This window comes from Kribbella sp. NPDC002412 (genome assembly GCF_053592935.1).
In genome coordinates this window covers 75882-99679 of record NZ_JBSFBL010000006.1, presented here as the reverse complement: position 1 = coordinate 99679, position 23798 = coordinate 75882, and the positions used below count along the sequence as shown (strand labels likewise).

Genomic DNA, 23798 nt, shown 5'->3' with positions numbered 1-23798 from the left:
CCGCTCAGACCGGCTGAGCGGCCAGCTCGAACCCGGCGAACAGCCTCCCACCGTGCTGGTCGAGGATGCGGTCCACGTCCTCGACCAGCGCAGCGGTGTCTCGTACGCCGGCCAGCAACACGCGTGCGTGGTCCGTCCCGTGTGCTGCGTCGTACGACTTGAGCTCCCGCAGCAGTCCCTTGCCCGTGCCCGACCAGTGCCGCGAACCAGTCAGCAGCAGCCTGGCCGCGTCCTGCCACAGCACCGACGCGATGGCCGTGCGTACGTCGTCAGTCGCAGCGTCGGTCAGGTCGTCCAGGAGACAAGTGATCCCGTAGCGGAACAGGTCGAGCTCGGCAGTCGTCAACGGCCGCGGACCGGCCGCGACCTGATCGAGGCAGGCCTGCTGCAGCCGTGCTCCGGACCCGTCGGTGTCGAGCAGCACGATCGACTCGCCGACGAGCCGCATCATGGTCGGTTGCCGCCGCTGCCGGTCCTTCTCGCTGAAGTGCTCGAGCGAGGCCTCGGTGTGCACGAACAGCTCGACCGGCCAGTCGCCGTACTCGAGCGAACGCCGCATCGGCGCCGGCGGACCGCTCAGCAGCACGGTGATGTCCAGGTCGGACGTCGAGGAGGCGTCGCCGCGTACGACGCTGCCGCCGAGCCACGCGGCCCGCGCGTCCGGGTACTCCTCGTCCACCAGTTGCCGTGCGACCTCCGCCGCGTCGATTGCCATTGGACCAGTGTCCGCTGGCCTGCTGCGGGACTCCACCGAGTTTCAGGCCTGTACAGGGGACGCGATGACGACAGTGACGTCGGCCGAGCTGTCGTTCGTGTGGTAGCCGTGGGGTGCGTCGCCTGCGAAGGCCAGCAGATCGCCCTGGGCGAGCTGGCGGAGGTCTCCGGACGGTCCGGCCGCCAGGTGACCCGCGGAGACCAGCAGGTGCTCGTTGGTGCCCGGGGCGTGCGGTACGCCTTCCACGGAGGTGTTCGGCGGCAGGCGGAGTCGCCAGATCTCCAGACTGTTGCCGCCGCTGATCCGCCGGAGCAGCTCTCTGGTCGGCCCGTCAGCGTCGGCCTTGGTCGCCTGCAGGTGCAGCGTCCCGGTGTCGGCAGGACGAGTCAGCAGGTCGGTGAGGGGGAGTGCCAAGGCGACAGCGATCGCGTCGAGCGTGTCGATCGTCGGATTGCTGGCACCGGCCTCGAGCTGGGACAGCGTCGCCTTGCTGAGGCCGGTCCGCCGCGCCAGCTCGGCCTGACTCATCCCGCGCTGCTGGCGACGTCGCAGTACCTGCAGGCCGGCCGCCGCGGCCGCACTGCTGACCGACCGCGTCACCGCAACGGCCGATGCGTCGCAGTGTAGGAGACGCGGATGCGCCCCTTCTTCACCTTCACGCCGGAGACAGTGACCGATGCCAGGTCCGCAAGGCTGCGTACGTGCGTCCCGCCGCACGGCGCCTCGTGCAGGTCCCCGACGCGCACCACCCGGAGCCCGTCTCGCTCGGTCGCAGTGACCACCAGCTCTGCGGCGATCGCCGCCTCCACACCGGCCTGAATCTGCTCGGCGGCGTCAGTCAGCTCGACGGCATCAGGTGCGGAGAACTCGATGCGAGCCTGCCCCGGGAAGTGGTTGTTGCCCGCCCACGTCCACCCCAGACCACGAGCGATTCCGTCCACCAAGTGCCCCGCGGTGTGCAGGGCCGCGTGGAGAAGCCGGGCTTCGGCATCCACCCGCGCCCGCACGACGTCGCCTACCTCCAACGGTGCCGGCTCTGAAGTCACCAGATAGACGAGCCCGTCCTCACCCCGGACCGGAACACCCAGAAGGTCGCCGACCCATCCCTGGTCCGCGGGCTGGCCGCCACCCTGCGGATGGAACAGGTTCTCCCGCACCGCAATCCCGGTGTCCCCGACGGCGAGGACTCGCGTCACCACCTCGGTCAGGTAGCTGTCCTCGAGGTAGATCGGGTGCTGGGCGACTGGTGCAATCTGCTGAACCATACGTTCACTATATCAAACGCCGTTATGCTGGAGGTCGTGCACAAGAAGCTGACCCTGCAACCCGCGGCGCCGGACGAGCTCGCCGACGTGCTCGCCGTACTGGACGAAGCCGCCGCCTGGTTGCGGGACTCGGGGATCGAGCAGTGGCCCGACAGCTTCAAGGCCAGGTGGGTCGAGCCGGCGATCGAACGCGGCGAGACCTGGCTCGCGCGGATCGACGGTGCGGTCGTCGGGACGATCACGCTGGACTGGGACGACCCGCTGTGGGAGGACGTGCCCGGGCTGGCGGGCTACGTGCACCGGATGGCGGTCCGGCGGTCGGCGAGCGGTTTGGGCGCCGCGCTGCTCGACTGGGCTGCGGCCACCAGCAGCGCGCTCGGCTGCAGGTATCTCCGGCTGGACTGCGTCAGGTCGAACAGCCGGCTCCGGGCGTACTACGAAGCCCGCGGGTTCCAGCACCAGGGCGATGCCGAGATCGGCGTCCCGCTGACCTGGGTGAGCCGGTACCAGCTGGCGCTCTGAAGCGACCAAATTCTCGAGTTCTCGAGTTGAGATTCTCGCCATTCGAGATGGCACCCGGCGGGTGCAAGGATGCGGCCTAACGTTTGTCGGCTGCATGCATCGATCTGTCGGGAGTGCTTGTGAGTTCGTCGGTCGCCGGGACCGTTTCGCCGACCCGGCAGGCGTTGCGCCGGGTACGGCGTGATCGCAGCGCGCGCGTCGGGGTGGTGATCGTCGCCGTGCTGATCGTGGTCGCGGCCGCGGCGCCGTTGCTGGTCAAGCTCGCCGGGCAGGACCCGTACACGTACCACATCGACCTGCTCGATCCGGCCCGCGGCAACGCGCCGAAGGGCCCGATGGGCGGCGTGAGCAGTGAGCACTGGTTCGGCGTGGAGCCGTTGACCGGTCGCGACCTGTTCTCGATCGTGGTGTACGGCCTGCGCACCTCGCTGGTCATCGCGATCGTGGTCACCGCCGTCACCACGGTGATCGGCACCCTGGTCGGCATCAGCGCGGCGTACTTCGGCGGCTGGTACGACGCGGTCGCGTCCCGGCTGCTCGACTTCCTGTTCGGCTTCCCGCAGCTGGTCTTCATGATTGCCCTGGGCATCGTCGTGCCGGCCAGCGTGCCGCGGACGCTGCTGCTGTGCGGGGTGCTCAGCGTGTTCGGCTGGGCGACCTTGGCCCGGCTGATCCGCAACCAGGCGCGGTCGCTGGTCAACCGCGAGTTCGTCGAAGCCGCCCGCAGTGTCGGGTCGAGCGGCTGGCACGTGATCGCCCGCGAGCTGCTGCCGAACCTGCTCGGCCCGGTCCTGGTCATCGCGACACTCGCGATCCCGGGCTATATCGGCGCCGAGGCCGCGCTGTCCTTCCTGGGCGTCGGCGTGCCGCCACCGACGCCGAGTCTCGGCCGGTCCATCTCCGACTCGATCGCCTGGGTCTACACCGGCGCGGATCCATGGTTCCTGGTCTTCCCAGGGGCTGCGCTGTTCCTCGCCGTTCTCGGGTTCACGCTGCTCGGTGACGGGGTCCGGGATGCCTTCGACGTCCGGCTGCGGAGGGCGAACTGATGCCTGACCTCGCCTGGTTCGTCGTACGGCGGCTCGCTGCCACCGTCCTGGTGATGCTCGCGCTGAGCCTCGCCGTCTACCTGATCTTCTACGCGATCCCGGCCGACCCGGCCCACCTTGCCTGTGGCAAGCCGTGCACGCCGGAACGGCTCGAGCAGGCCCGGCACTTCATGCAGCTGGACCAGAGCACGATCCAGCAGTACCTGAACTTCCTCAAGGGCATCTTCGCCGGCCGCACGTTCGGCGAAGGCGCGGCGGCGGTCCACTGCGAGGCACCCTGCTTCGGGTACTCGTTCCCGCTGGCCCGGCCGGTCACCACGCTGATCCTCGAACGGCTGCCCGTGACCGCCTCGATCGCGATCGGCGCCGCCGTACTGTGGCTGCTCGTCGGTGTCTCGCTCGGTGTCGTCGCGGCACTGAAGCGGGGGAAGCTGACCGACCGGCTGGCCGTCGGCTTCGCGCTGATCGGGATCGCGTCACCTTCGTTCCTGGTCGGCCTGCTGGCCATCCTGGTGTTCGGGTTCTGGCTCAACATGGTCCCGGTCAACGGCTACGTTCCCCTCACCGAGAGCCCGGTCGACTGGGCCTGGCACCTGATCACGCCCTGGCTGGTGCTCGCGCTGCTGCAGGCGGCGGCGTACATCAGGCTCACCCGCGCGCAGATGCTCGAGGAGCTGAACCTCGACCACATCACCACCGCCCGGGCCAAGGGCGCGGGGGAGGCGCGGGTCGTCCTGACCCACGGACTGCGTGGCGCGCTGGTGCCGATCGTGACGCTGTTCGGACTCGACCTCGGCGCCCTGCTCGGCGGCGCGATCCTGACCGAGAAGGTGTTCTCCATGCAGGGCCTGGGCGAGCTGCTGATCAGCGCGGTCGGCCAGCTCGACGTCGCCGTGGTGGTCGGTACGACGCTGTTCTCGGCCTTCCTGATCATCCTCGCGAACCTGGTGGTGGACATCGTGCACGGTGCGCTCGACCCGAGGGTCAGCCATGCCTGACCGGCCGGTGCTGGAGGTCCACGACCTGCACGTCACGTTCCGGACCGAGGGCGGCCTGGTCCCGGCCGTCGACGGTATCGACTTCGCGGTCGCACCCGGCCGGACACTGGCCATCGTCGGCGAGTCCGGCTCGGGCAAGAGCGTCAGCTCGGCCGCCGTGATGGGGCTGCTGCCGGCGAACGCCGACGTCAAGGGCGAGGTGCTGCTCGACGGCCGCGAACTCGTCGGCCTGTCCAACGAGGAGCTCCGCAGCATCCGCGGCAACGACATCGCCCTGGTCTTCCAGGACGCGCTGTCGGCGCTCAACCCGTACTACAGCGTCGGCTGGCAGGTTGCCGAGGCGTACCGCCTGCACCACGACGTGCCGAAGAAGGAGGCCCGCCGGCGCGCGGTCGAGCTGCTCGACCAGGTCGGCATCCCGGACGCCGCCCGCCGGGCGAACAACTACCCGCACGAGTTCTCCGGCGGAATGCGGCAGCGGGTCGTGATTGCTATGGCTCTGGTGAACAACCCGAAGGTGCTGATCGCGGACGAGCCGACCACCGCGCTCGACGTCACCGTGCAGGCGCAGATCATGCGGCTGCTGGAGGACGTCCAGGCGGAGTTCGGTACGGCGCTGGTCCTGATCTCGCACGATCTCGGGGTGGTCGCCGAGGCGGCCGACGACGTCCTGGTGATGTACGCCGGACGCGCCGCCGAGCGCGGCACGGTCCGTGACCTGTTCCAGCGGGCGGCGCATCCGTACAGCCTCGGTCTGCTCGGTGCGATGCCGCGGGTCGACGTACCGCCGAAGCCGCGGCTCACCACGATCCCGGGCAGTCCGCCGTCACCGGGGTCCATCACGACCGGTTGCCCGTTCCAGCCGCGCTGCGCCTACACCGCACAGGTCGGTGAGCGCTGCACCACCGAGCGACCCGAGCTGACGCCGCGTCCGGGCGAAGGCGATCACGAGGCGGCCTGCCACCTGGGGCGGAGGCCGTCGGATGTCTGAAGAACTGCTCCGCCTCGACGGAGTCCGGAAGTACTTCGGTGTGCGCGGCGCACCCTGGCGATCCGGCAAGTCGGTCAAGGCCGTCGACGGTGTCGACTTCGTCGTCCGCAAGGGCGAGACGGTCGGGCTGGTCGGCGAGTCCGGCTCCGGCAAGTCGACGCTCGCCCGGGTCGCGACGCGACTGCTCGACCCGACGGACGGCCGGGTCGCGATCGCCGGCGCGGACGTCACGAAGGTCAGCGGGCGCAAGCTGCGGCCGGTGCGCCGCAAGGTCCAGATGGTGTTCCAGGATCCGCAGGCCTCGCTCAACCCGCGGCAGTCGGTCGGCACGATCCTGACCACGCCGTTCCGGGCGCAGGGCGTTCGTCCGACCCGGGCGCAGCTCGTGGAGCTGCTTCAGCAGGTCGGGCTGTCCGAGGAACACCTCGAGCGCTACCCGCACGAGTTCTCCGGCGGCCAGCGTCAGCGCATCGGCATCGCCCGAGCCCTGTCGGTGCAGCCCGACCTGCTCATCTGCGACGAGCCGGTCTCCGCGCTCGACGTGTCCGTGCAGGCGCAGGTGCTGAACCTGCTCGCCGACCTCCGCGACGAGCTCGGCCTGTCGTACGTCCTCGTCGCGCACGACCTGGCCGTCGTACGGCAGGTGGCGAGCCGGGTGGCCGTCATGTACCTCGGCACGATCGTGGAGGAGGGACCGGCGGCCCAGGTGTACTCGGCTCCGGCTCACCCGTACACGAAGGCCCTGCTGTCCGCCGTACCTGTGCCCGCGCCCGGGATCGAGCGGGACCGGATCGTGCTGTCGGGTGATGTGCCGACGCCGATCGATCCGCCGTCCGGGTGTCCGTTCCGGACCCGCTGCTACAAGGCCGAAGCCGTCTGCGCGACGAAACGGCCGGTGCTCGAGCCCGTCGAGGGCAGCACCGAGCACCGGGCCGCCTGCTACTTCCCTGAGCCCCCCACCCCCTGAGAGGACCATATGAAGCGCGTTATCCGAGCGGCCGCGGTTGCGGCCGCGTTGGCGTTGGCGGCGGCCGCCTGCAACGCCAACAACCAGTCCACCAGTGGTGGTGGCAGCACGTCGGCGGCCGCTGAGGCAGGCGGCACGTTCCACGTCCTCAGCACCAGCAAGGAGATCAGCCTCGACCCGGCCAAGAGCCAGAACCTGGGCACGAGCACGATCCACCTGGTGCTGCGCGGCCTGACCTCGTGGAAGACCGCGCCGGACAAGGCGGCCGAGCTGGTCCCGGACCTGGCCACCGACACCGGTCAGGTCAGCGACGGCGGCAAGACCTGGACCTACAAGCTGAAGCCGGGTCTCAAGTACGCCGACGGGTCGCCGATCGTTGCCGCCGACATCAAGTACGGCATCGAGCGGTCGTTCGCGCCGGAGCTGTCCGGCGGCCTCGGCTACCACAAGTCGCTGCTGGTCGGCGGCGACAAGTACACCGGCCCGTACAAGGGCGCCCAGCTGGCGTCGGTCGAGACGCCGGACGACACCACGATCGTGTTCAAGCTGAACAAGCCGTTCGGCGACTGGCCGTGGGTGGTCAGCATGCCGGCCTTCTCGCCGGTGCCGAAGGCGGCCGACAAGGACCCGGCGCACTACGGCGAGGACCCGGTCGCGAGCGGCCCGTACCAGGTGAAGGCGTACACCCCCGGCTCGAAGCTCGAGCTGGAGCGGAACCCGAACTGGGACAACGCGACCGACGAGGCCCGGACCGGTCTGCCGGACTCGATCGTGATCGACATGGGCCTGCAGGCCGACGTGGTCAACCAGCGGCTGATCGCGGACGCGGGCGACGACAAGTTCGCCGCCGCCACCGGTGTCTCGGTGCCGGCCGCGCTGATCCCGACCGTGTCGGGCAACCCGGCGGTCAAGTCCCGGGTCGCGACGTCGCCGTCCGGCGCGCTGCAGTACCTGGCGATGAACACCAAGCGCCCGGCGCTGGCCAACCCCGAGGTCCGCAAGGCGATCCAGTACGCCGTCGACAAGCAGGCCGTCCAGGTCGCCGAGGGCGGACCGGAGTACGGCGGTGAGATCGCCACCACCCTGATCACGCCGGGCATCGAGGGTTACCAGAAGTACGACCTGTACCAGGCGCCGCCGCAGGGCGACCCGGAGAAGGCCAAGTCGATGCTCGCGGCGGCCGGGGTGAGCAACCTGAACCTGGTGCTGGCGGCGGACAACGCGTCCGGCCTGAGCGTCGCCCAGGCGATCCAGCAGGGCCTGAAGCGGGCCGGGATCACGGTCACCATCAAGCCGCTGGACACCGAGCCGCTGACCGACCTGATCACCGGCAACAAGCCCGACTTCGACCTGACCGTGTCGAGCTGGCTGCCCGACTACCCGAGCGCGCTCGGCAACATCCAGCCGCTGTTCGCGTCCTCGGAGGCCGGCAACGGTGGGTACAACATCTCGCGCTACTCCAACCCGGCGGTAGACGCCGCGATCGCCGCGGCCACGGCCGAGTCGGACCCGGCCAAGGCGGCCGCGGCCTGGGGCGCGGTGGACCAGCAGATCATGAAGGACGCCCCGATCGTCCCGCTGATCTACGCCCGGAACGCGTTCCTGCACGGCTCGAAGGTGCAGAGCTTCTACCTGCCGCCGTACCCGCCGTACCCGAACGTGCTGATCGTCGGACTGAGCAAGTAGGTCGTGCCTCAGGTCCGGCCTTCGGTCTCCTGAGCTTCGAAGAGGGTCGGCTGGGTCTCGGCGTCGAGTCCCCAGTCGGCCCTCAGCACGGTGTACCCGGCCTTCTCGGCCGCCGCGCACACCTTCACGTCGTCGTCGACCAGGACGGCGACCGGGCGCTCCGCGGCCAGCCGCTGCAGCCGGCCGAGCTTCATCGTCACCGACGGGCGGCGGTCGGTGTTGCCACGCATGTAGACCTTGCCGTCCGGGAACCCGTTGTCCTTCAGCCACCTGAGCGTGTCCCGGCGCAGCCGCTCGGGCCGGCCGGTCAGGTAGACGATCTCGTGGTCGGCCGCCAGAGTGGTCGCGACCGCGAGCCCCTCGTCCAGGACGGCGTCCTCCTTCGCGTGCGCGAAGAACGAGTCCCAGTCCTTCGGCCGCTTCTCGATGAAGTGGATCCGCTGACTGGTGTCGGACAACGTGGCGTCGATGTCCAGGACGGCGTACGGGCGTTGATCGTCAGGCACGTCGTCCAGCTTCCCAGGTACGGCGGTCGACGGCGTACTCGACCTCGCCGAACTCGGTGCCGGGCAGCGGGTCGTCGAAGTGCTCGTGGAAGATCCGCACGAACCGCAGCCCGGACCGCCGCATCACCGCCCGGGACCGGTGGTTGACCGCCATCGTGTCCGCGACGACCTTCTCCATGCCGAGCTCGCCGAACGCCTTGTCGATCAGCGCCCTGGTGCCCTCGGTCGCGTACCCCTTGCCCCACGCGACCCGGTTCAGCCGGTAGCCGACATCCACGGTCTGCGGCTCCTTGGTCGGCTGCAGCCCGAACCATCCGACGAACTCGCCGTCCGCCTTCTGATGCGCCGCGAACGTGCCGAGCTGCGGATGTTCGCCGTACACCTTCAGGATCTCGGGCAGGACGACCCGCTCGATCTCCTCCCGCGGTGTCGGCTGCCCGGTCAGGAACCGCATCACCTCCGGATCCGAGTCCAGCCCGGCCAGCAGCTCCACGTCGTCGGCGGTGAACCGTCGCAAGGTCAACCGCTCGGTCTCGAGATACCCATCCACGCGGCCCATCTCTACCATTCACGATGACGCCGCCGGAGCGCCGGGCTGTTCGGATGGCGGGCATCCGGACCGGTTCTGGTGTGTTGGGTTGGGTGGTTGTCGGTGGGTCGGGTTAGCGTTCTCAGCGCGATGGAAGACTCGATCACGTTTCTGCACAGCTCGGACTGGCAGCTGGGGATGATGCGCCGGTTCCTGGGGCCGGACGGTCAGGCCCGGTGGGGCCAGGCCCGGCTGGATGCTGTCGCGCGGATCGGTGACGTCGCAACCACCACCGGAGCGGCCTTCGTGGTCGTCACCGGCGACGTGTTCGAGCACAACCAGGTCGAGCGGCAGACCATCCTGCGGGCCTGTGAGGCCCTCAAGGCGATCCCGGTCCCGGTCGTCCTGCTGCCCGGCAACCACGACGCCCTCGAGCCGGGCTCGCTGTGGACGTCGGCGCAGTGGCAGGCGCACGCGCCCGAGCACGTGACCGTCCTGACCGACACCCAGCCGCTGGAGATCCTGCCGGGGGTCGAGATCATCGGCGCGCCTTGGCGTTCCCGCCGCCCGCTGTCGGACCCGGCAGCTCCCGGGTACGGCGACCTGAAGCCGACGCCGGCCGGGACGACGCGGGTCCTGCTCGCGCACGGCCAGCTGACCAGCCTCAGTGGCGGCATGTCCGACGTGCCGACCATCGACCAGGCGGCCCTCGAAGCGGCTGTCGCGGACGGCCGGCTGCAGTACGTCGGTCTGGGCGACCGGCACTCCACGACCCGGGTGACCGACCGGATCTGGTTCTCCGGGACGCAGGAAGTGACGACTCCGGAGGAGACCGATCCGGGCAACGTGCTCAAGGTGACCATCGGCGCGGGTGCGATCGACGTCGAGCCGGTCCGCGTCGGCGCTTGGCACATGGTCGACCACCGGGTCGAGCTGTTCGACGAGGAGTCGCTGGACGCGCTCGAGGACTGGTTCGCGGAGCTTCCGGACAAGGAGCGGACCTACGTGCGGCTGGCCGGTGACGGGTCGCTGCCGCTGCCGCTGCACAGTCGGCTCGACATGCTGATCGACGCGCAGGGCGAGGTGTTCGCGAGTGTCGAGCGGTGGGCGAAGTTCTGGACCGTGCGGCCGGCTCCCGACGCGGCCGACCTGGATGCGTTGCAGTTGAGCGGACCGGCGCGGGCCGCGATGGAAGAGCTCCGGCAGGCGCTGGCCGCCGGTGACGAGGGCGCCGGCGCGGCGCTGTCGCTGATGCACCGCCTGGCCCGGGACGCGGGATGAGGCTGCATGCTCTGACGCTGCGGGACTTCCGCGGCGTCAAGGACCGTACCGTTCGGCTGCCCGCGCTCGGCACCACCGTCGTGGTCGGCGACAACGAGGTCGGCAAGTCCAGCCTGGTCGAGGCGTTCGCGCTGATCTTCGACCTGCCGGACGACTCGAAGTCGACCCGGATCCGCGACATCCAGCCGGTCGGGCAGGACGTCGGGCCCGAGGTGACCGCCGAGCTCACCCTGGGCGGGCGCGAGCTGACCTACACGAAGCGCTGGCTGAAGAACCGCGCCACCGAGCTCACGGTCGTCGACGGCGATGGACGCCGTACCTCATGGACCGGGCGCGAGGCGCACAACGAGGCCGAGCGGCTCTTCCACGAGCACGTCGACCCGGTGCTGTGGCAGACCTTGATGGTCAGCCAGGGGCAGTCGCTGGTGCTGCCGACGCCGGCCGATGCCGAGCCGTTGATCACCGCGGTGAACGCAGAGTCGGGGACGCCGATCGACGGTGCGTCGATGCCACTGGTTTCCGCGGTCGAGCACGAGTACCTGCGCTACTGGACTCCGCGCGGCCGGCCGACCGGCGACTTCGCTCGGTCCGAGAAGGCCGTGGCCGCCGCCGAGCTGACCGCGGCGCAGGCGCTGAAGGCGATGGAAGAGGTCCAGCAGGACATCCGCCGCGCCGAGCGGCTCGCCCTCGACCTCGAGGACGTGACCGGTCGCCGCAGCGATCACCTCACGTCGGTCGAGGAGCTGCGCGAACGCAAGAAGGCGACCGACGAGATCCTGCTCCGCCGCGACTCGGTGCGGGCGCGGGCCGAGACGGCTCGGGCGCGGTTGGAGAACCACACCCGGACCCGGGTCGAGCGGGAGCGGCTGCTCGACGAGGTCGAGCGGTTCACCAAGGCCGACGCCGAGCTGACCAAACGCCGTACCGAAGCCGAGACGGTCGCCAGGACCGCGGCCGAGACCGTGCACGCGGCCGAGGCGGCGCTGGCCGAGGTGGTCGAGCTCAAGGACGCACGCCGTACCGACGTCCAGGAAGCCGAGCGCCGGGTCGCGGAGTTGATGGACCGCGCCGAGCTGGACCGCTTGCTCGGCCAGCAGGCCGAGCTGGTCGACGTCCGGGCGCGGATCGCCGTCGCCGGGACGATCCTGGACCGGATCAAGGTCGACGACGCGAAGGTCGCCGCCCTCGAGGACGCGCACGCCGCGGTCGTCGAGGCTCGCGCCGCGCTCGCCGCCGGCGTACCGGAAGTCTCGGTACGGCGACTTGGCGCCGAGCCGGTCGAGTTGTCGGGGACCGGGCTGGACGTGACCGCCGGCGCGCTGCCGTCGGAGTTGGGCTTCGACGAGTCGGCCGAGGTGCTCGTCTCCGGCGAGCTGGTGGTCGGCGTTCCGGGGCAGGTCGAGGTGACCGTCCGGGCCGGTGGGGAAGCGGCGACCCTGCGATCCCGCGTAGACGAGGCGGTCCGGCGCGAGAAGGACCTGCTGAAGAAGGCTGGGGTGAAGGATGTCGCCGCTGCGCGGGAGCTGCTGCGGAAGGCGGACATCGCCACGGCCGAGTTGAACGAGGCGCGGCGGACCGAGCGATCGCTGACCGCCGGGGGTGATCCGGGGGAGCGGATCGCGGTGCTGACCGCGCGGCTCGGGACGGACGAACCCGAGGAGACCGCGGACAAGCAGGCTGCGGTCGAGGGTGTCCCGGGACAGATGTCGCTGTTCGAGGAGTTCGCCTCGCCGCTCGACACGCTCTTCGAGGGTTTCGAGCCGCCGGCCGCCGAGCCTGGCGATCTGGCCGGTGCGCAGGCGTTCCTCGAGGAGGCCCGGTCCGCGCTGGCCGAGGTGGAGCGGTTGCTGGGCGACGCGGAGTTCGCGGCGGCGCAGGCCCGGAAGGCGGCGGACGAGGATCGGTCCGAGGCTCAGAACGCGCGGGCCCGGTCGGAGATCGCCGCCGAGCGGCTGGCTGCGGCAGTGGAGGCGTTGGAGTCTGCTCGGGCTGTCATCGACGACGACGCCGTGGCCGCGGCCGAGACCGCGGCGACCGCTGAGGTCGAGGCGGTGCTGGAGGAGCTGACCGCCGTACAGGAGCAGGCCGATGCGGCCGGGGCCGATCAGGTCGCCGGTGAGTTGGCGGACGCCTTGGCGGTTGCCGAGCGGTTGCAGGCGGAGCGGGACACGCTGCGCGATGCGCTGCGTACGACGGAGGGCCGGCTGGAGCAGTCGGGGCGGGACGGGCTGGCGACGCGGCGCGACGTGGCCGAGTTGGAGCTTGCCGCCGTACGCGCTGAGCATGACAGCTTGCGGCGCCGGGCCGAGGCGGCCCGCCGGGTGTACGAGACGTTGAGCCGGCATCGGGCCGAGGCGCAGACGAAGTACTCTGAGCCGCTGCAGAGCCGGATCGAGTCGCTCGGGCGCAGTGTGTACGGGCCGTCGTTCCGGGTCTGGCTGGACGACGACCTCGCGGTGTCGGAGCGCGAGCTGGACGGCACACGACTGCCGGTCGAGGCGCTGTCGACGGGTGCGCAGGAGCAGTTGGCGATCATCACCCGGCTGGCGATCAGCCACCTCGTCAGCACCGGCGAGGGCAGCGTGCCGGTGATCTTCGACGACGCGCTCGGCTGGTCGGACAAGGCCCGGCTGCGCGACATGGGCGCGCTGCTCGGCCGGGCCGGCGACCACGGGCAGGTCATCATCCTGACCTGCATGCCGGACCGCTATGAGTACGTCCCGCGGGCCACCTTCATCAAGCTGGACGCTTGATCCGTTCCGGCGCGCTGTAGACGACGCAGCGGTCGCCGCGGACGAAGCCGGCGACCGTGACGTCGAAGCGGCGTGCGAGGTCGACGGCCAGGCTGGACGGCGCGCCGACGGCCACGATCATCCCGATCCCGGCGGCGACTGCCTTCTGGACGATCTCGTAGCCGGCGCGGCCGCTGACCGCGAGGATCAGGCCCTGGCGGCTGTGGTTGTTGAGGACGGTCCAGCCGACCACCTTGTCGACGGCGTTGTGGCGGCCGACGTCCTCCTTCACCACGACCTGCCGGCCGTCGGCGGTGAACAGGCCGGCGGCGTGCAACCCGCCGGTCCGGGAGAACATCGGCTGGCCCTCGCGCAGGAGGTCGGGCAGCCGCCGTACGACGTCGAGGTCTGCCTCGACCGGGTCGACGGGGGAGTAGTCGCGCTCGGCCAGCTCGTCGAGGCTCTGCTGGCCGCAGACACCGCACGCTGCCGATGTCACGCCGTACCGCTGGGGTGGCTCCCGGTCGGGCGGGCCGTCGAACGTGACGGTGACCGTGTTGAACTGCTGGTCGGGCGTCAGTTGCTGATCGGTGCAGTAGGCAACGGTCTTGATCGCGTCCGGGCGGACCGCGAACCCCTCGCCGAGGCAGAACCCGGCCGCCAGCTCGAAGTCCGAGCCCGGCGTCCGCATCGTCACCACCAGCGGCTCGGGCGCGCGGCCCGGCCACTCCAGCCGGAGCTCGAGCGGCTCCTCGGTGACGACGACGTCCTCGCGCCGGGACGTCCGGTCGCCGTCCAGCACCTCGACCTTGAACCTGGTGGTCGGACGTTTGGTCATACCTTCACCGTAGCCACTCCCGCCGTACCGCGAGCCAGTCGAGGAAGGTCCACGCGTAGAACCGCTGGTGCTCGCGCAAGGCGGGGGTGCAACCGAACGGCGGTGGCGCGTCCGCGTTCTTCATCATGTACGCCGCGACGGCCGCGATGAAGCAGTCGAGGTGGTCGGCCGGTACGCCGGCCGTCAGCGGGCTGCTCCGGATCGCGGCGGCGGTGTCGATCCCGTGGTGCTGCGCGACCGGGAGCAGGCCGACCCAGTCCATCCACCGCGGACCCAGGGCCAGCCAGTTCCAGTCGACCGTCCAGCAGGCGCCGTCGCCGTCGATCAGCAGGTTGTCGGGCCGCAGATCGCTGTGCGTCGCCGTCTCCCCAGCGAACGCCTCCGGCGCCAACTCCAGGAGACTGATCACCTCAGGCAGAACCTTCGGCACCCACGGCTGCAGTCCCGTCGGCAGCGGCGCCTCCCCGGCCAGAATCCGAGCCGGCGTCTGCAGCGGCGAGTCGCCCGCGTCCAAATCCTCCAGAAAACTCCGCAACCCCTCCAACGGACTCGGCTCCATCACCTCCGCAACCCCCTCACAAGCCGCAGTCACAACTGCAAAGTCCCCCGCCGTCCAAGGAGTCCCCGGCATCCGCCCCACCACCCACTCGGACGCCACCGCAAACCACCGCCCGCCTCCCGCGGGCGGGACGGGCTGGCGAGCGCCATCCGGCCCATCGGCACAGTGCGCGGCTCCTGCCGACCCGGCATCGCCCGACGTCCGGCGCTCGTCCACCGCGTGGGCAGTTGCCAGGATGGCCGGCACCCGGATCTCCGGCGGGAGTTGCGGGACTACCTCCGCCTCGCGTTGGTAGGCGCGGTAGGAGTGGAGTGAGTCGTCCGAGGCCTTCACGAAGACGCGTCGGCCGTCGGCCAACCGCAGGGGTGCGGCGAAGCCGCCGGTGAAGCCTGAGCTGACGGACGGGCCGGCGGACACCACCTCGCTGCCCAGGGCAACGGTCAGGTTTTCGCGGAGGCCGGCCGGGAGCGCATGCCAGTCAGGGCGCAGCGAGGTGGCGGTGTAGTCGACGTCAGGCGCTCCGGTCATGTCCACAGACGATAGAGCGGCCGGGGAGCCGGCGCCTGTGGTTTAGCGTGCGGTGCATGGCTCTGCATGTGCTCGACCTGGTCGGGATCTTCGTGTTCGGCATCACCGGCGCGCTGGTCGGCGTACGCAAGAAGCTGGACGTGTTCGGCATCCTGGTGCTCGCGCTGGTGACCGGGCTCGGTGGCGGCTTCGTCCGGGACGTGCTGATCGGCGCGACCCCGCCGGCCGCGCTGGAGGACTGGCGCTACCTCGTCGTCCCGGTCGCGGCCGGGCTGGTCACGTTCTTCCTGCACCCCGGGATCGGCCGGGTCGAGCGGTTGGTGAACATCTTCGACGCGGCCGGCCTCGCGCTGTTCTGCGTGATCGGCGCCCGGAAGGCGATCGAGGCCGGCCTGTCGCCGCTGTCGGCCGCCCTGCTCGGCACCATCTCCGGTATCGGCGGCGGCGTGATCCGCGACGTGCTCAGCGGCCGCGTCCCCGTCGTACTGCGCGCGGAGATCTACGCCACGCCGGCGTTCCTCGGCGCGGGCATCGTGGTGATCGCGGCGGCTCTCGAGTACCACGCGCTCTGGGTGCCGATCGTCGCCGCGTTGACCTGCTTCGGCATCCGCCTGCTCGCGATCCGCCGCGGCTGGAACGCTCCGCTACCCCGCGGCTCGTGACGGCGGCGCCCAGCCGTTGACCACGGCGAGCAGCTCCAGGTAGCGGTCCCAGCGGGGATCCGCCTCGGTACGACGGAGCTCGATCAGCCGGCTGCGGAGCTCAGGATCCCGCCAGTCGTCGGCGAGCGCGCGGTAGCCGACGGCCATCCGCCGTACCGATGACCGGAAGGCGTCGTCCTGGACCAGCGCCGCCAGCTCCAGCCAGGCCTCGACCTGCCGGGCGTCGGCGTCCTCGGAGAGCATGGGCGTGAGGTTCTGCCGGATCGCGGCGAAACGGGGGTCGTCGCCGAGCGTCGAGGTCAGGAAGTCGGCGATCAGGGCGCGGCGCTGCTGCTCGGAACGGGTGGTCAGTTCGTGCATGAGTTCGAGGTCCTCCGGGGTCGAGTGCCGACGGGCGACGACCGACAGCACCGCGTGCTGCAGCTGCAGCGTCCGGATCTGTACGGCGACCGCGTCGGCATGTGCTGTGAGTACGTCGGCGAGCGTGCGCTCCTGGTTCAGCACGGCGCGGACCGTGGCCAGATCGATGCCCAGGGCACGCAACGTCCGGATCAACTCGAGCCGCGCCGGCGCGCCGCCGTCGTACCGGCGATGCCCGGCCGCCGTACGGCGAGACGCCAGCAGCCCCTGGTCCGAGTAGTACCGAACCGTCTTCACCGAGACCCCGGCCCGCCGCGCCAGCTCACCGATCGAGTAATCCACGGGACGACCCTCACATCTCCCCTCGGAGGAGATACAAGCCTAGTTGTGCGCGAACCTCGTCTTCGGCCGCGCGAAAGTGGTGGACACAGCCGCGACGAGGGCGCAGGCGATGCCGATGGCGAACGGGACCCAGTAGGCGGTGGATGCGCCCCACAGGTCGACGGCGTGGCCGGCGGCGGCGTTGCCGGGGGCGACGCCGAGCAGGATGCCGGTGACGGTCCAGGTGATCGCCTCGGTGAGGCGCTGCGGCGGGACCCACTCCTCGACGCAGGCGGTGACCGCGACCATGGTCGGCGCGATCGTCATACCGCAGCCGAACAGGACCACGCCGAGCAACCACACGCTGTTGACCCAGGGCAGTGGCGCCAGCGTGATCGCGAGCAGGATGGTGCCGATCAGCAGCCGCCGCTCGACTGGGGCGCGCCAGTGCACCGAGCCGTACCAGAGACCGGCCAGCAAGCTGCCGAACGCCCAGACGGCCAGTACGACGCCGGACATGCCGGCCTGGCCGCGCTCGGTGGTGAACGCGACCGTGATGACCTCCGCGCCACCGAGAGTCGCGCCGAGGCCGAGCCCGATCAGACTGAGCAGCAGGATCGAGACCCAGGGGAGTGGCGCCTGCTCGGTCCCGTCGGACTTACCCCGGCCCGGCGGGTCGGACGCCCGCAGCAGCGCCAGCCAGATGCCGCCGGCCAGTCCAAGCACTCCGGCTGCGGACAGAGCGGCGTACGGGCTGACCTGAGTCGCGAGCAACGTGACCAGCACCGGCCCGACGATGAAGACGACCTCGTCACCGACCGCTTCGAGAGCGAATGCGGTCTGCAGCGCCCGGCCCCGGCCGAGCAGGTGCGTCCAGCGCGCGCGGACGAACGACCCGACCTGCGGACGGGTGCCACCGGCAACGAACGACAGCAGGTAGAGCACCCAGGTAGCGGCGTCGGCACGTACGGCGACCAGCAGCGCGGCCAGCGCGATCGTGCAGACCACGGAGCCGATGATCAGCAGCAGGCGCTGCCCGAACCGGTCCACCATCCGGCCCTGGATCGGACCGGTCAGCGCACCCGCGATCACGGCCACACCGGACACCGCGCCGGCCAGGCCGTACGAGCCGCTCTCCTGCGCGATCAGGATGACGATGCCGAGCCCGATCATCGAGATCGGCATACGCCCGAGGATCCCGGCGGCGAAGAACGCGCTGGCGCCGGGACGGCGCATGAGGTGGACGTAAGGCTTGAGCATGAGGGACCGGCAACACCCTAACTGGTGGGACCGCCAGGCCATCACAACCACCGGCGCCGACCCCGGGCGGCGCTCGATCGGCCCGAGGCGGCGCGATTGTGATGGCCTGGCGGTCCGCGCCCCGACCCCAACTGCGAAACTTGGGGTATGGCTGTGGATGCTTCGCCGTACGACGCGGTGCTGTTGCTGTCCTTCGGGGGACCGGAGAAGCCGGACGACGTGCTGCCGTTCCTGCAGAACGTGACCCGGGGCCGGGGGATTCCGGACGAGCGGCTGAAGGAGGTCGGCGAGCACTACTACTCGTTCGGCGGCAAGAGCCCGATCAACGACCAGAACCGGGCCCTGCTCCAGGCCTTGCGGGAGTCGTTCGACGAGATCGGCCTGGACCTGCCGATCTACTGGGGCAACCGCAACTGGGCGCCGTACCTCACCGACACCCTGCGTGAGATGGCCGCCGACGGCATCCGCCGGGCCGTCGTCATCGTGACCTCCGCGTACCCGTCGTACTCGGGCTGCCGGCAGTACCGCGAAAACCTCGAGGACGCCGCGAAGCAGGTCCCGGACGCGCCCCGGATCGACAAGCTCCGGCACTACGCGAACCACCCCGGCTTCGTCGGCTCGTTCGTCGAGTCGACCGCGAAGGCGCTCAGCGAGCTGCCGGACGGCTCAGCGATCGCCTACGTGACGCACTCCATCCCGAACGCGATGAACGCCACCAGCGGACCGGACGGCAACGGGTACGTCGACTGGCACCTGGACGTCGCCGCGGAGATCAGCGCCGAGATCGAGCGCCGTACCGGCCGGACCCGGCGGACCGACCTGGTCTACTGCTCGCGCTCCGGCCCGCCGCAGGTGCCGTGGCTCGAGCCGGACGTGAACGACCACCTGGAGGCGCTCGCCGCGGACGGCGTACCCGGCGTGGCCGTGGTCCCGATCGGGTTCGTCAGCGACCACATGGAGGTCATCTACGACCTCGACACCGAGGCCGCCCAGACCGCCGAGAAGCTGCGGCTGCCGATGGCGCGGGCCGCGACCCCCGGCGCCGACCAGCCGTTCGTCACCATGCTGCGCGACCTGGTCGTCGAGCGGGCCGCGGCCGAGCGCGGCGAGCAGCCGGCCCGGCCGTGCGTCGGCAAGCTCGGCCCGGCCTGGGACGACTGCCGCCACGACTGCTGCCCACCGCTTCGCCGTCCTACCTCTAAGGAAGCCGTATGACAGACCCCCAGGACCTGCTCAAGTTGGCCGTGGAGGTGGCGGAGGAGGCAGCGAGGCTGATCGTCGAACGCCGCCGCGGCACGATCACGGTCGCCGACACCAAGAGCACCGTCACCGACGTGGTCACCGCGGTCGACCGGGAGTCCGAGGAGCTGATCCGGGCCCGGATCCTGCAGGCCCGCCCGGACGACTCGTTCCTCGGCGAGGAGGGTGACGACGTACTCGGCACCAGCGGTGTCCGGTGGGTCGTCGACCCGATCGACGGCACCGTGAACTACCTGTACGACCTCCCGACGTACGCCGTCTCGATCGCGGTGGAGTACGACGGCCGGACCGTCGCCGGCGTGGTCGTCGACGCGCCGAAGGGTGAGGTGTTCACCGCGACCCTCGGCGGCGGCGCGTTCCTGGACGGGAAGCCGATCCAGGTCTCGGGGTGTACGGACCTGAGCAAGGCCCTGGTCGGCACCGGGTTCGGCTACGACCCGGAGCGGCGGCAGGTGCAGGCCGAGGTGATCCAGCAGCTGATCACCAAGGTCCGCGACATCCGGCGGATCGGGGTCGGCGCGATCGACCTCTGCTACGTCGCCTGCGGCCGGCTGGACGCGGTCTACGAGCGCGGACTGAACCCGTGGGACTACGGAGCGGGTGCGCTGATCGCGGCCGAGGCCGGCGCGGCCGTCGGCGGGCTGAACGGGGCCGAGGTGTCGCCGGAGATGTCGATCGCGGCCAGTCCGGCGCTGTTCGAGCCGTTCCACGAGCTGCTGGCCGCGTCAGACCCGTTGCGGGCCTAGACGCCGCTGAGTGCTCGTTAGTGCGTGTACTGAGCATTAACGAGCATTTTCGTGTTCGGTACTGACATTTGTTGCGACACGCTGGCCGGAAGGTGGACCCTGACGCGCGCGTAGGGTCCTTCATAGGGCACAATCCCGTCCTCGGGAACGGTTGTTGCCGGTCCCGGCCTGGCTGTCAAGGGTTTCGGGGGACGAAAGATTCAGCGCGCTGTCCCGGCGCGGAATTTCTCGGCCGCTCTACCCGTTCAAGGGCTCAGCAGGCAACACCACGGGTACGAAGAGGGCAGGGAAACACCATGGCGACTGATTACGACGCCCCGCGCAAGACGGACGAGGATGCTTCCGAAGAGTCGATCGAGGAGCTGAAGACTCGCCGTCACGACAAGAACTCCGGGAAGGTCGACGAGGACGAGGCCGAGGCGGCGGAGAGCTTCGAGCTGCCCGGCGCCGACCTGAGCCACGAAGAGCTGGCGGTGCGGGTGCTCCCGCGCCAGGCCGACGAGTTCACCTGTTCGAGCTGCTTCCTGGTTCACCACCGCAGTCAGCTCGCAGAGACGAAGAACGGGCAGCTGATCTGCCGCGACTGCGCAGCCTGACACCAGCGCCCTACTTCGCCGAAACCACGAGCGGGACCACCCCATCCCTGGGGAGGTCCCGCTCGTTTTGCCAAACACCACCCATCGCCCCGCCAGAAGCAGAGTCAGGTGGGGTCTTAGTCGTCTTGTTTCTTGCTCAGGGCGGTGTCCGTGCCCTTCACCAGCACCCCGTTGACCGCGTCCTGCTCGTAGCCCGGGGGTGCGTACCCCGTGGACTTCAGCCAGTACGCCGCCGCCCGCCGCTCGGCGAACAGCTTCGCGGCAGCCGCCGCGGCTCCACTCGCGACCGCCCACGTCACCACCTCGGCGTAGCCGCCCTGGCCGCCCTTCGGCGGCTTCCCGCCCGAGCCGAGCTTCCAGGCCGTACTGACCGCCTTGTTCGCGACCAGGCCCACGACCAGCGTGAACGCGGCCAGCACCAGCTTCCAGCCGATCTTCGCTCCGACCACAACAGCCTCCTAACGGCAAGTCCCCGACATCAGGATCTTGCCACGCTGTTCCCCGTCAGGGCCGCTGCCAACCTGTCCGGGTGCCGCGTCGCGATCACCCAGTACGGCGCCGGGTCGCGCGGATCGGTGATCTCGACCCGGACCGCGCCCCGCACGTAGCTGCGCAGCAGCAGGTACGCCTTCGGGTCGCAGTCCCGCCCGAACGCGTGCCGGGCGTCGTCCCCGGTCAGCGCCTCGACCTTGCCGAGGTGGGCCCGGCCGATCACGGCCCGCCCGGCCCGGAGCCGTTCGCCGTCCACCTCGACCACCGCGGCGCCGTACTGCAGGAAGAAGAGGACCACCAGGAGCGCGGCCAGGCCGCCGACGAAGGCGCCGCCGAAGCTCCCGACCGGCACGTAGGTGATGACGAACAGCGTGATGACCAAGGCGGTGGCGATGATCCACCAGGACACCGGCACGCTCAGGCGTTCGCGATAGCTACCCACGAGGACCAGCCTGGCACGTGGCCGGCGCAGGCGGGTCGGTAGGGTCGCCTCCCGTGACCGAGGTTTTGATCCAGCGACTCGACCCCGACCTCCCGCTGCCGTCGTACGCGCATCCCGGCGACGCCGGCGCGGACCTGGTGGCGGCGAGCGACATCACTCTCAAGCCCGGCGAGCGCGGCCTGGTCGGCACCGGGATCGCGATCGCGCTGCAGGACGGCTTCGCCGCCTTCGTGCACCCGCGCTCGGGGCTGGCCGCCAAGCACGGCGTTTCGATCGTCAACGCCCCGGGCACTGTCGACGCGGGCTACCGCGGCGAGGTCAAGGTCTGCCTGGTGAACCTGGACCCGCACGCCGAGGTCACCCTGCGGCGCGGCGACCGGATCGCGCAGCTGGTGATCCAGCGGGTGGAGAAGGCCCGGTTCGTCGAGGTGGCCACGTTGCCGGGGTCGGCCCGCGGCGACGGGGGGTACGGCTCGACCGGCGGCTTCGGTGGTGTGACACGCTGATCAGGTGCGTCCGTTGACCTGACGGATGCGCGAGACTACGGCGGCTGTAGGAATTCAAGAACCAGGAAGTAGGCAAGAGGCTGTGATCTTCCGCCGCAAGGCAAAGAACGAGGAGCCCGGGATCGCCGACGAGGCGGCCGAGGACGCGACGCCGGAACCCCGCGCGGAGGGCCCGTTCGACTCCACCGAGGTCGACGCCGAGGTGCTGGAGGCCGAGGACCGGATCGACCTCGGCGCCCTCGTGATCAGCGGCCGGCCCGGCATGGAGCTGCGGCTGCAGGTCGACGAGCAGTCCGGCCAGGTGCAGGCGATCCTGCTGGTGCTGGAGGACTCCGCTCTCGAGCTGCGCGCGTTCGCGGCGCCGAAGACCAGCGGCATCTGGACCGAGGTACGGCGGGAGATCGCCGCCGAGGCGAGCCGGATGGGCGGGACCGCGACCGAGACCGAGGGCCCGTTCGGCACCGAGCTGGTGCTCGTCGTGCCGGTCGAGGACCCGGACGGCCAGATCTTCAGCCAGACCTCGCGGGTGATCGGTGTGGACGGGCCGCGCTGGCTGCTCCGGGCGACCGTGCTCGGCCGGGCCGCCGTCGAGCCGGACGCGGCGCCGCCGATGGAGGAGACGCTGCGTAGCACCATCGTGGTCCGCGGCAGCGAGCCGATGGCCGTGCGTGAGTCGCTGCCGTTGCGGCTGCCGCCGGGCGCTCAGCCAGCTCCCGAAGCCGAAGCCTGACGGACTACACTCGAAGCATGGGTAGCGACAAACCCGCGGGGCTGTTGCGGCGTGCCTTCCGGGGCTTGGCCGGCGACCGCGAGCAGCAGGACGCCGAGGTCCTCCGGGACTTCGCGCAGGACTGTGGCGCGCGGTCGATCACCGGCTGCCACGACCGGGAGCTGGTCACCCTGTTCGGCACGCTGCGCACGATCACGTTCAGCCCGCGCGGCGGCGTACCTGCCTTGGAGGGCGAGTTGTACGACGGAACCGGCACGGTCAAGCTGATCTGGCTCGGCCGGCGCAAGATCGCCGGGATCCACCCGGGGTCCGAGCTGATCGCCTCCGGGCGGATCGGTGTGGTGGACGGCGACCGGGTGATGTTCAACCCGCGCTACGAGCTGCGTCCGCAGGCAGCGCATGGCTGAGCCGCGGCGCGACCAGGTCGACGACGACGAGCAGGCCGAGTCGGGCCTGCGCAAGCAACTGGACGATCATCTCGACGAGCAGCTCGTCGAGATGCTGCGTCCGGAGGTCGAGGCGGCCGAGGCGGAGCTGACCAGCGACGAGACCAAGGCGAAGTCGCCGTCGAGTGACAAGGACTTCTTCCACGCCCTCGGCGGCTGGGGCGCCCTGCTCGACATCGGGCTGCCCTGGATCGCGTTCCTGATCGTCTACGCGGCCAGCGACCACAACCTGCGGCTCGCGCTGATGGTCGCGATCGGCGGTGCGGCCGCGATCGCCGTACTGCGCCTGCTCCGCCGGCAACCGCTGCGGAACGTGTTCGGCGGCTTCGTCGGCGTGCTGATCTCGGCCTGGGTCGCGAACCGCACCGGCAACGCCAAGGACTTCTACGTCCCCGGCCTGCTCACCAACCTCGGGTACGGCGCTGTCTACCTGATCACCGTGCTGATCCGCTGGCCGCTGTTCGGCGTCCTGTACGGCGTGATCACCCAGACCGGCACGGCGTGGCGCAAGGATCCGGCCATGCTGCGCGGGTTCTCCCGGGCCACGATGGTGTTCGTCGGCCTGTTCGCGATCCGGCTGATCGTGCAGGTGCCGCTGTACTTCACCGGCAGCCTGAACGCGCTCGGCATCGCGAAGATCGGCCTCGGGCTCCCGTTCTACGCGCTCGCGCTCTGGCTCGCGTACGCCGTACTGCGTGGATCGCTGCCGCAGGACAAGTGGGACGAGGCCCGCGACCACGTCACGCACCTGCTGCGCGGCAACAAGAAGTAGGTCGTCGAAGACGAAGCGCCCGGGGAGTCCCCGGGCGCT

Annotated in this window: 27 protein-coding genes; 16 read left to right on the top strand and 11 right to left on the bottom strand. The window is 70.5% G+C overall.

Annotated features, from left to right (window positions below):
- Positions 1 to 4: 4 nt before the first annotated feature.
- The 3 genes from ACWCOV_RS06955 to ACWCOV_RS06945 are packed head-to-tail and all read right to left on the bottom strand — an operon-like array spanning position 5 to position 1980.
- Positions 5 to 715, bottom strand: coding sequence for a nucleotidyltransferase domain-containing protein (locus tag ACWCOV_RS06955; RefSeq protein ID WP_449828294.1), 711 nt, complete (start codon positions 713 to 715; stop codon positions 5 to 7).
- Between the two features lie 42 nt (positions 716 to 757).
- Positions 758 to 1315: a helix-turn-helix domain-containing protein gene (locus ACWCOV_RS06950; protein ID WP_449828293.1), complete on the bottom strand. Its 558-nt coding sequence runs from the start codon at positions 1313 to 1315 to the stop codon at positions 758 to 760.
- A complete protein-coding gene (locus ACWCOV_RS06945; protein WP_449828292.1) occupies positions 1312 to 1980 on the bottom strand; it encodes a hypothetical protein in 669 nt (222 codons plus the stop codon). Before ACWCOV_RS06945 ends, ACWCOV_RS06950 begins: the two co-directional genes overlap by 4 nt.
- Positions 1981 to 2016: 36 nt before the next feature.
- On the opposite strand from ACWCOV_RS06945, the gene ACWCOV_RS06940 reads away from it, so the two are divergent.
- The 6 genes from ACWCOV_RS06940 (at position 2017) to ACWCOV_RS06915 (ending at position 8193) form a co-directional block, all read left to right on the top strand.
- Complete coding sequence (locus ACWCOV_RS06940; protein ID WP_449828291.1) at positions 2017 to 2502, top strand: GNAT family N-acetyltransferase; 486 nt, start codon at positions 2017 to 2019, stop codon at positions 2500 to 2502.
- Between the two features lie 119 nt (positions 2503 to 2621).
- Positions 2622 to 3551, top strand: a complete 930-nt coding sequence (locus ACWCOV_RS06935) for an ABC transporter permease (RefSeq protein WP_449828290.1) — start codon at positions 2622 to 2624, stop codon at positions 3549 to 3551.
- Entirely contained in the window at positions 3551 to 4549 is a 999-nt protein-coding gene (locus tag ACWCOV_RS06930; protein ID WP_449828289.1) for an ABC transporter permease, read from the top strand. The genes ACWCOV_RS06935 and ACWCOV_RS06930 overlap by 1 nt, the downstream gene beginning before the upstream one ends.
- A complete protein-coding gene (locus tag ACWCOV_RS06925) occupies positions 4542 to 5540 on the top strand; it encodes an ABC transporter ATP-binding protein (protein ID WP_449828288.1) in 999 nt (332 codons plus the stop codon). Before ACWCOV_RS06930 ends, ACWCOV_RS06925 begins: the two co-directional genes overlap by 8 nt.
- Entirely contained in the window at positions 5533 to 6507 is a 975-nt protein-coding gene (locus ACWCOV_RS06920) for an ABC transporter ATP-binding protein (RefSeq protein ID WP_449828287.1), read from the top strand. The genes ACWCOV_RS06925 and ACWCOV_RS06920 overlap by 8 nt, the downstream gene beginning before the upstream one ends.
- Positions 6508 to 6516: 9 nt before the next feature.
- Complete coding sequence (locus tag ACWCOV_RS06915) at positions 6517 to 8193, top strand: ABC transporter substrate-binding protein (RefSeq protein WP_449828286.1); 1677 nt, start codon at positions 6517 to 6519, stop codon at positions 8191 to 8193.
- A gap of 8 nt (positions 8194 to 8201) precedes the next feature.
- Here ACWCOV_RS06915 and ACWCOV_RS06910 read toward each other — a convergent pair whose 3' ends face one another.
- Positions 8202 to 8699 carry a phosphatase domain-containing protein gene (locus ACWCOV_RS06910; RefSeq protein ID WP_449828285.1) on the bottom strand — a complete coding sequence of 166 codons (498 nt, stop codon included), beginning with the start codon at positions 8697 to 8699 and terminating at the stop codon, positions 8202 to 8204.
- The gene (locus tag ACWCOV_RS06905; RefSeq protein WP_449828284.1) at positions 8692 to 9258 is read right to left on the bottom strand and encodes a GNAT family N-acetyltransferase; all 567 of its coding nucleotides are present in this window, start codon (positions 9256 to 9258) and stop codon (positions 8692 to 8694) included. Before ACWCOV_RS06905 ends, ACWCOV_RS06910 begins: the two co-directional genes overlap by 8 nt.
- Before the next feature lie 120 nt (positions 9259 to 9378).
- Here ACWCOV_RS06905 and ACWCOV_RS06900 point away from each other — a divergent pair, with 120 nt between their 5' ends.
- Complete coding sequence (locus ACWCOV_RS06900; RefSeq protein ID WP_449828283.1) at positions 9379 to 10509, top strand: metallophosphoesterase family protein; 1131 nt, start codon at positions 9379 to 9381, stop codon at positions 10507 to 10509.
- Entirely contained in the window at positions 10506 to 13262 is a 2757-nt protein-coding gene (locus ACWCOV_RS06895) for an AAA family ATPase (RefSeq protein WP_449828282.1), read from the top strand. Before ACWCOV_RS06900 ends, ACWCOV_RS06895 begins: the two co-directional genes overlap by 4 nt.
- Here the strand turns inward: ACWCOV_RS06895 and fdhD are convergent.
- Positions 13246 to 14079: a formate dehydrogenase accessory sulfurtransferase FdhD gene (fdhD, locus tag ACWCOV_RS06890; protein WP_449828281.1), complete on the bottom strand. Its 834-nt coding sequence runs from the start codon at positions 14077 to 14079 to the stop codon at positions 13246 to 13248. The two genes, ACWCOV_RS06895 and fdhD, sit on opposite strands and share 17 nt — an antisense overlap.
- Positions 14080 to 14083: 4 nt before the next feature.
- Positions 14084 to 15166, bottom strand: coding sequence for an aminoglycoside phosphotransferase (locus tag ACWCOV_RS06885; protein WP_449828280.1), 1083 nt, complete (start codon positions 15164 to 15166; stop codon positions 14084 to 14086).
- 56 nt (positions 15167 to 15222) lie between these two features.
- Here ACWCOV_RS06885 and ACWCOV_RS06880 point away from each other — a divergent pair, with 56 nt between their 5' ends.
- Positions 15223 to 15828, top strand: coding sequence for a trimeric intracellular cation channel family protein (locus tag ACWCOV_RS06880; protein ID WP_449828279.1), 606 nt, complete (start codon positions 15223 to 15225; stop codon positions 15826 to 15828).
- Here the strand turns inward: ACWCOV_RS06880 and ACWCOV_RS06875 are convergent.
- Positions 15811 to 16530 (bottom strand): MerR family transcriptional regulator, encoded by a 720-nt coding sequence (locus ACWCOV_RS06875; protein ID WP_449828278.1) that lies wholly within the window; start codon positions 16528 to 16530, stop codon positions 15811 to 15813. The genes ACWCOV_RS06880 and ACWCOV_RS06875 overlap by 18 nt on opposite strands.
- A gap of 39 nt (positions 16531 to 16569) precedes the next feature.
- On the bottom strand, positions 16570 to 17769 hold the full coding sequence (locus ACWCOV_RS06870; RefSeq protein WP_449828277.1) for an MFS transporter: 1200 nt from the start codon (positions 17767 to 17769) through the stop codon (positions 16570 to 16572).
- A gap of 147 nt (positions 17770 to 17916) precedes the next feature.
- Between ACWCOV_RS06870 and ACWCOV_RS06865 the strand changes: the two genes are divergently transcribed.
- The 3 genes from ACWCOV_RS06865 to ACWCOV_RS06855 all read left to right on the top strand — a co-directional run bounded on the left by ACWCOV_RS06865 (position 17917) and on the right by ACWCOV_RS06855 (position 20371).
- Entirely contained in the window at positions 17917 to 18984 is a 1068-nt protein-coding gene (locus ACWCOV_RS06865) for a ferrochelatase (protein WP_449828276.1), read from the top strand.
- The gene (locus ACWCOV_RS06860) at positions 18981 to 19775 is read left to right on the top strand and encodes an inositol monophosphatase family protein (protein WP_449828275.1); all 795 of its coding nucleotides are present in this window, start codon (positions 18981 to 18983) and stop codon (positions 19773 to 19775) included. The genes ACWCOV_RS06865 and ACWCOV_RS06860 overlap by 4 nt, the downstream gene beginning before the upstream one ends.
- 296 nt (positions 19776 to 20071) lie before the next feature.
- The gene (locus tag ACWCOV_RS06855) at positions 20072 to 20371 is read left to right on the top strand and encodes a DUF4193 domain-containing protein (protein ID WP_130379292.1); all 300 of its coding nucleotides are present in this window, start codon (positions 20072 to 20074) and stop codon (positions 20369 to 20371) included.
- Positions 20372 to 20487: 116 nt separating this feature from the next.
- Here ACWCOV_RS06855 and ACWCOV_RS06850 read toward each other — a convergent pair whose 3' ends face one another.
- Positions 20488 to 20820: a DUF4235 domain-containing protein gene (locus ACWCOV_RS06850; RefSeq protein WP_449828274.1), complete on the bottom strand. Its 333-nt coding sequence runs from the start codon at positions 20818 to 20820 to the stop codon at positions 20488 to 20490.
- A 29-nt stretch (positions 20821 to 20849) separates the two neighbouring features.
- Entirely contained in the window at positions 20850 to 21305 is a 456-nt protein-coding gene (locus ACWCOV_RS06845) for a DUF3093 domain-containing protein (RefSeq protein WP_449828273.1), read from the bottom strand.
- 53 nt (positions 21306 to 21358) lie between these two features.
- Between ACWCOV_RS06845 and dut the strand changes: the two genes are divergently transcribed.
- The 4 genes from dut (at position 21359) to ACWCOV_RS06825 (ending at position 23759) form a co-directional block, all read left to right on the top strand.
- Entirely contained in the window at positions 21359 to 21811 is a 453-nt protein-coding gene (gene dut / locus ACWCOV_RS06840; RefSeq protein WP_449828272.1) for a dUTP diphosphatase, read from the top strand.
- Between the two features lie 82 nt (positions 21812 to 21893).
- Positions 21894 to 22541: a DUF3710 domain-containing protein gene (locus ACWCOV_RS06835; protein ID WP_449828271.1), complete on the top strand. Its 648-nt coding sequence runs from the start codon at positions 21894 to 21896 to the stop codon at positions 22539 to 22541.
- Between the two features lie 17 nt (positions 22542 to 22558).
- Positions 22559 to 22948 carry an OB-fold nucleic acid binding domain-containing protein gene (locus ACWCOV_RS06830; protein WP_449828270.1) on the top strand — a complete coding sequence of 130 codons (390 nt, stop codon included), beginning with the start codon at positions 22559 to 22561 and terminating at the stop codon, positions 22946 to 22948.
- Entirely contained in the window at positions 22941 to 23759 is an 819-nt protein-coding gene (locus ACWCOV_RS06825) for a DUF3159 domain-containing protein (protein ID WP_449828269.1), read from the top strand. Before ACWCOV_RS06830 ends, ACWCOV_RS06825 begins: the two co-directional genes overlap by 8 nt.
- Positions 23760 to 23798: the final 39 nt, after the last annotated feature.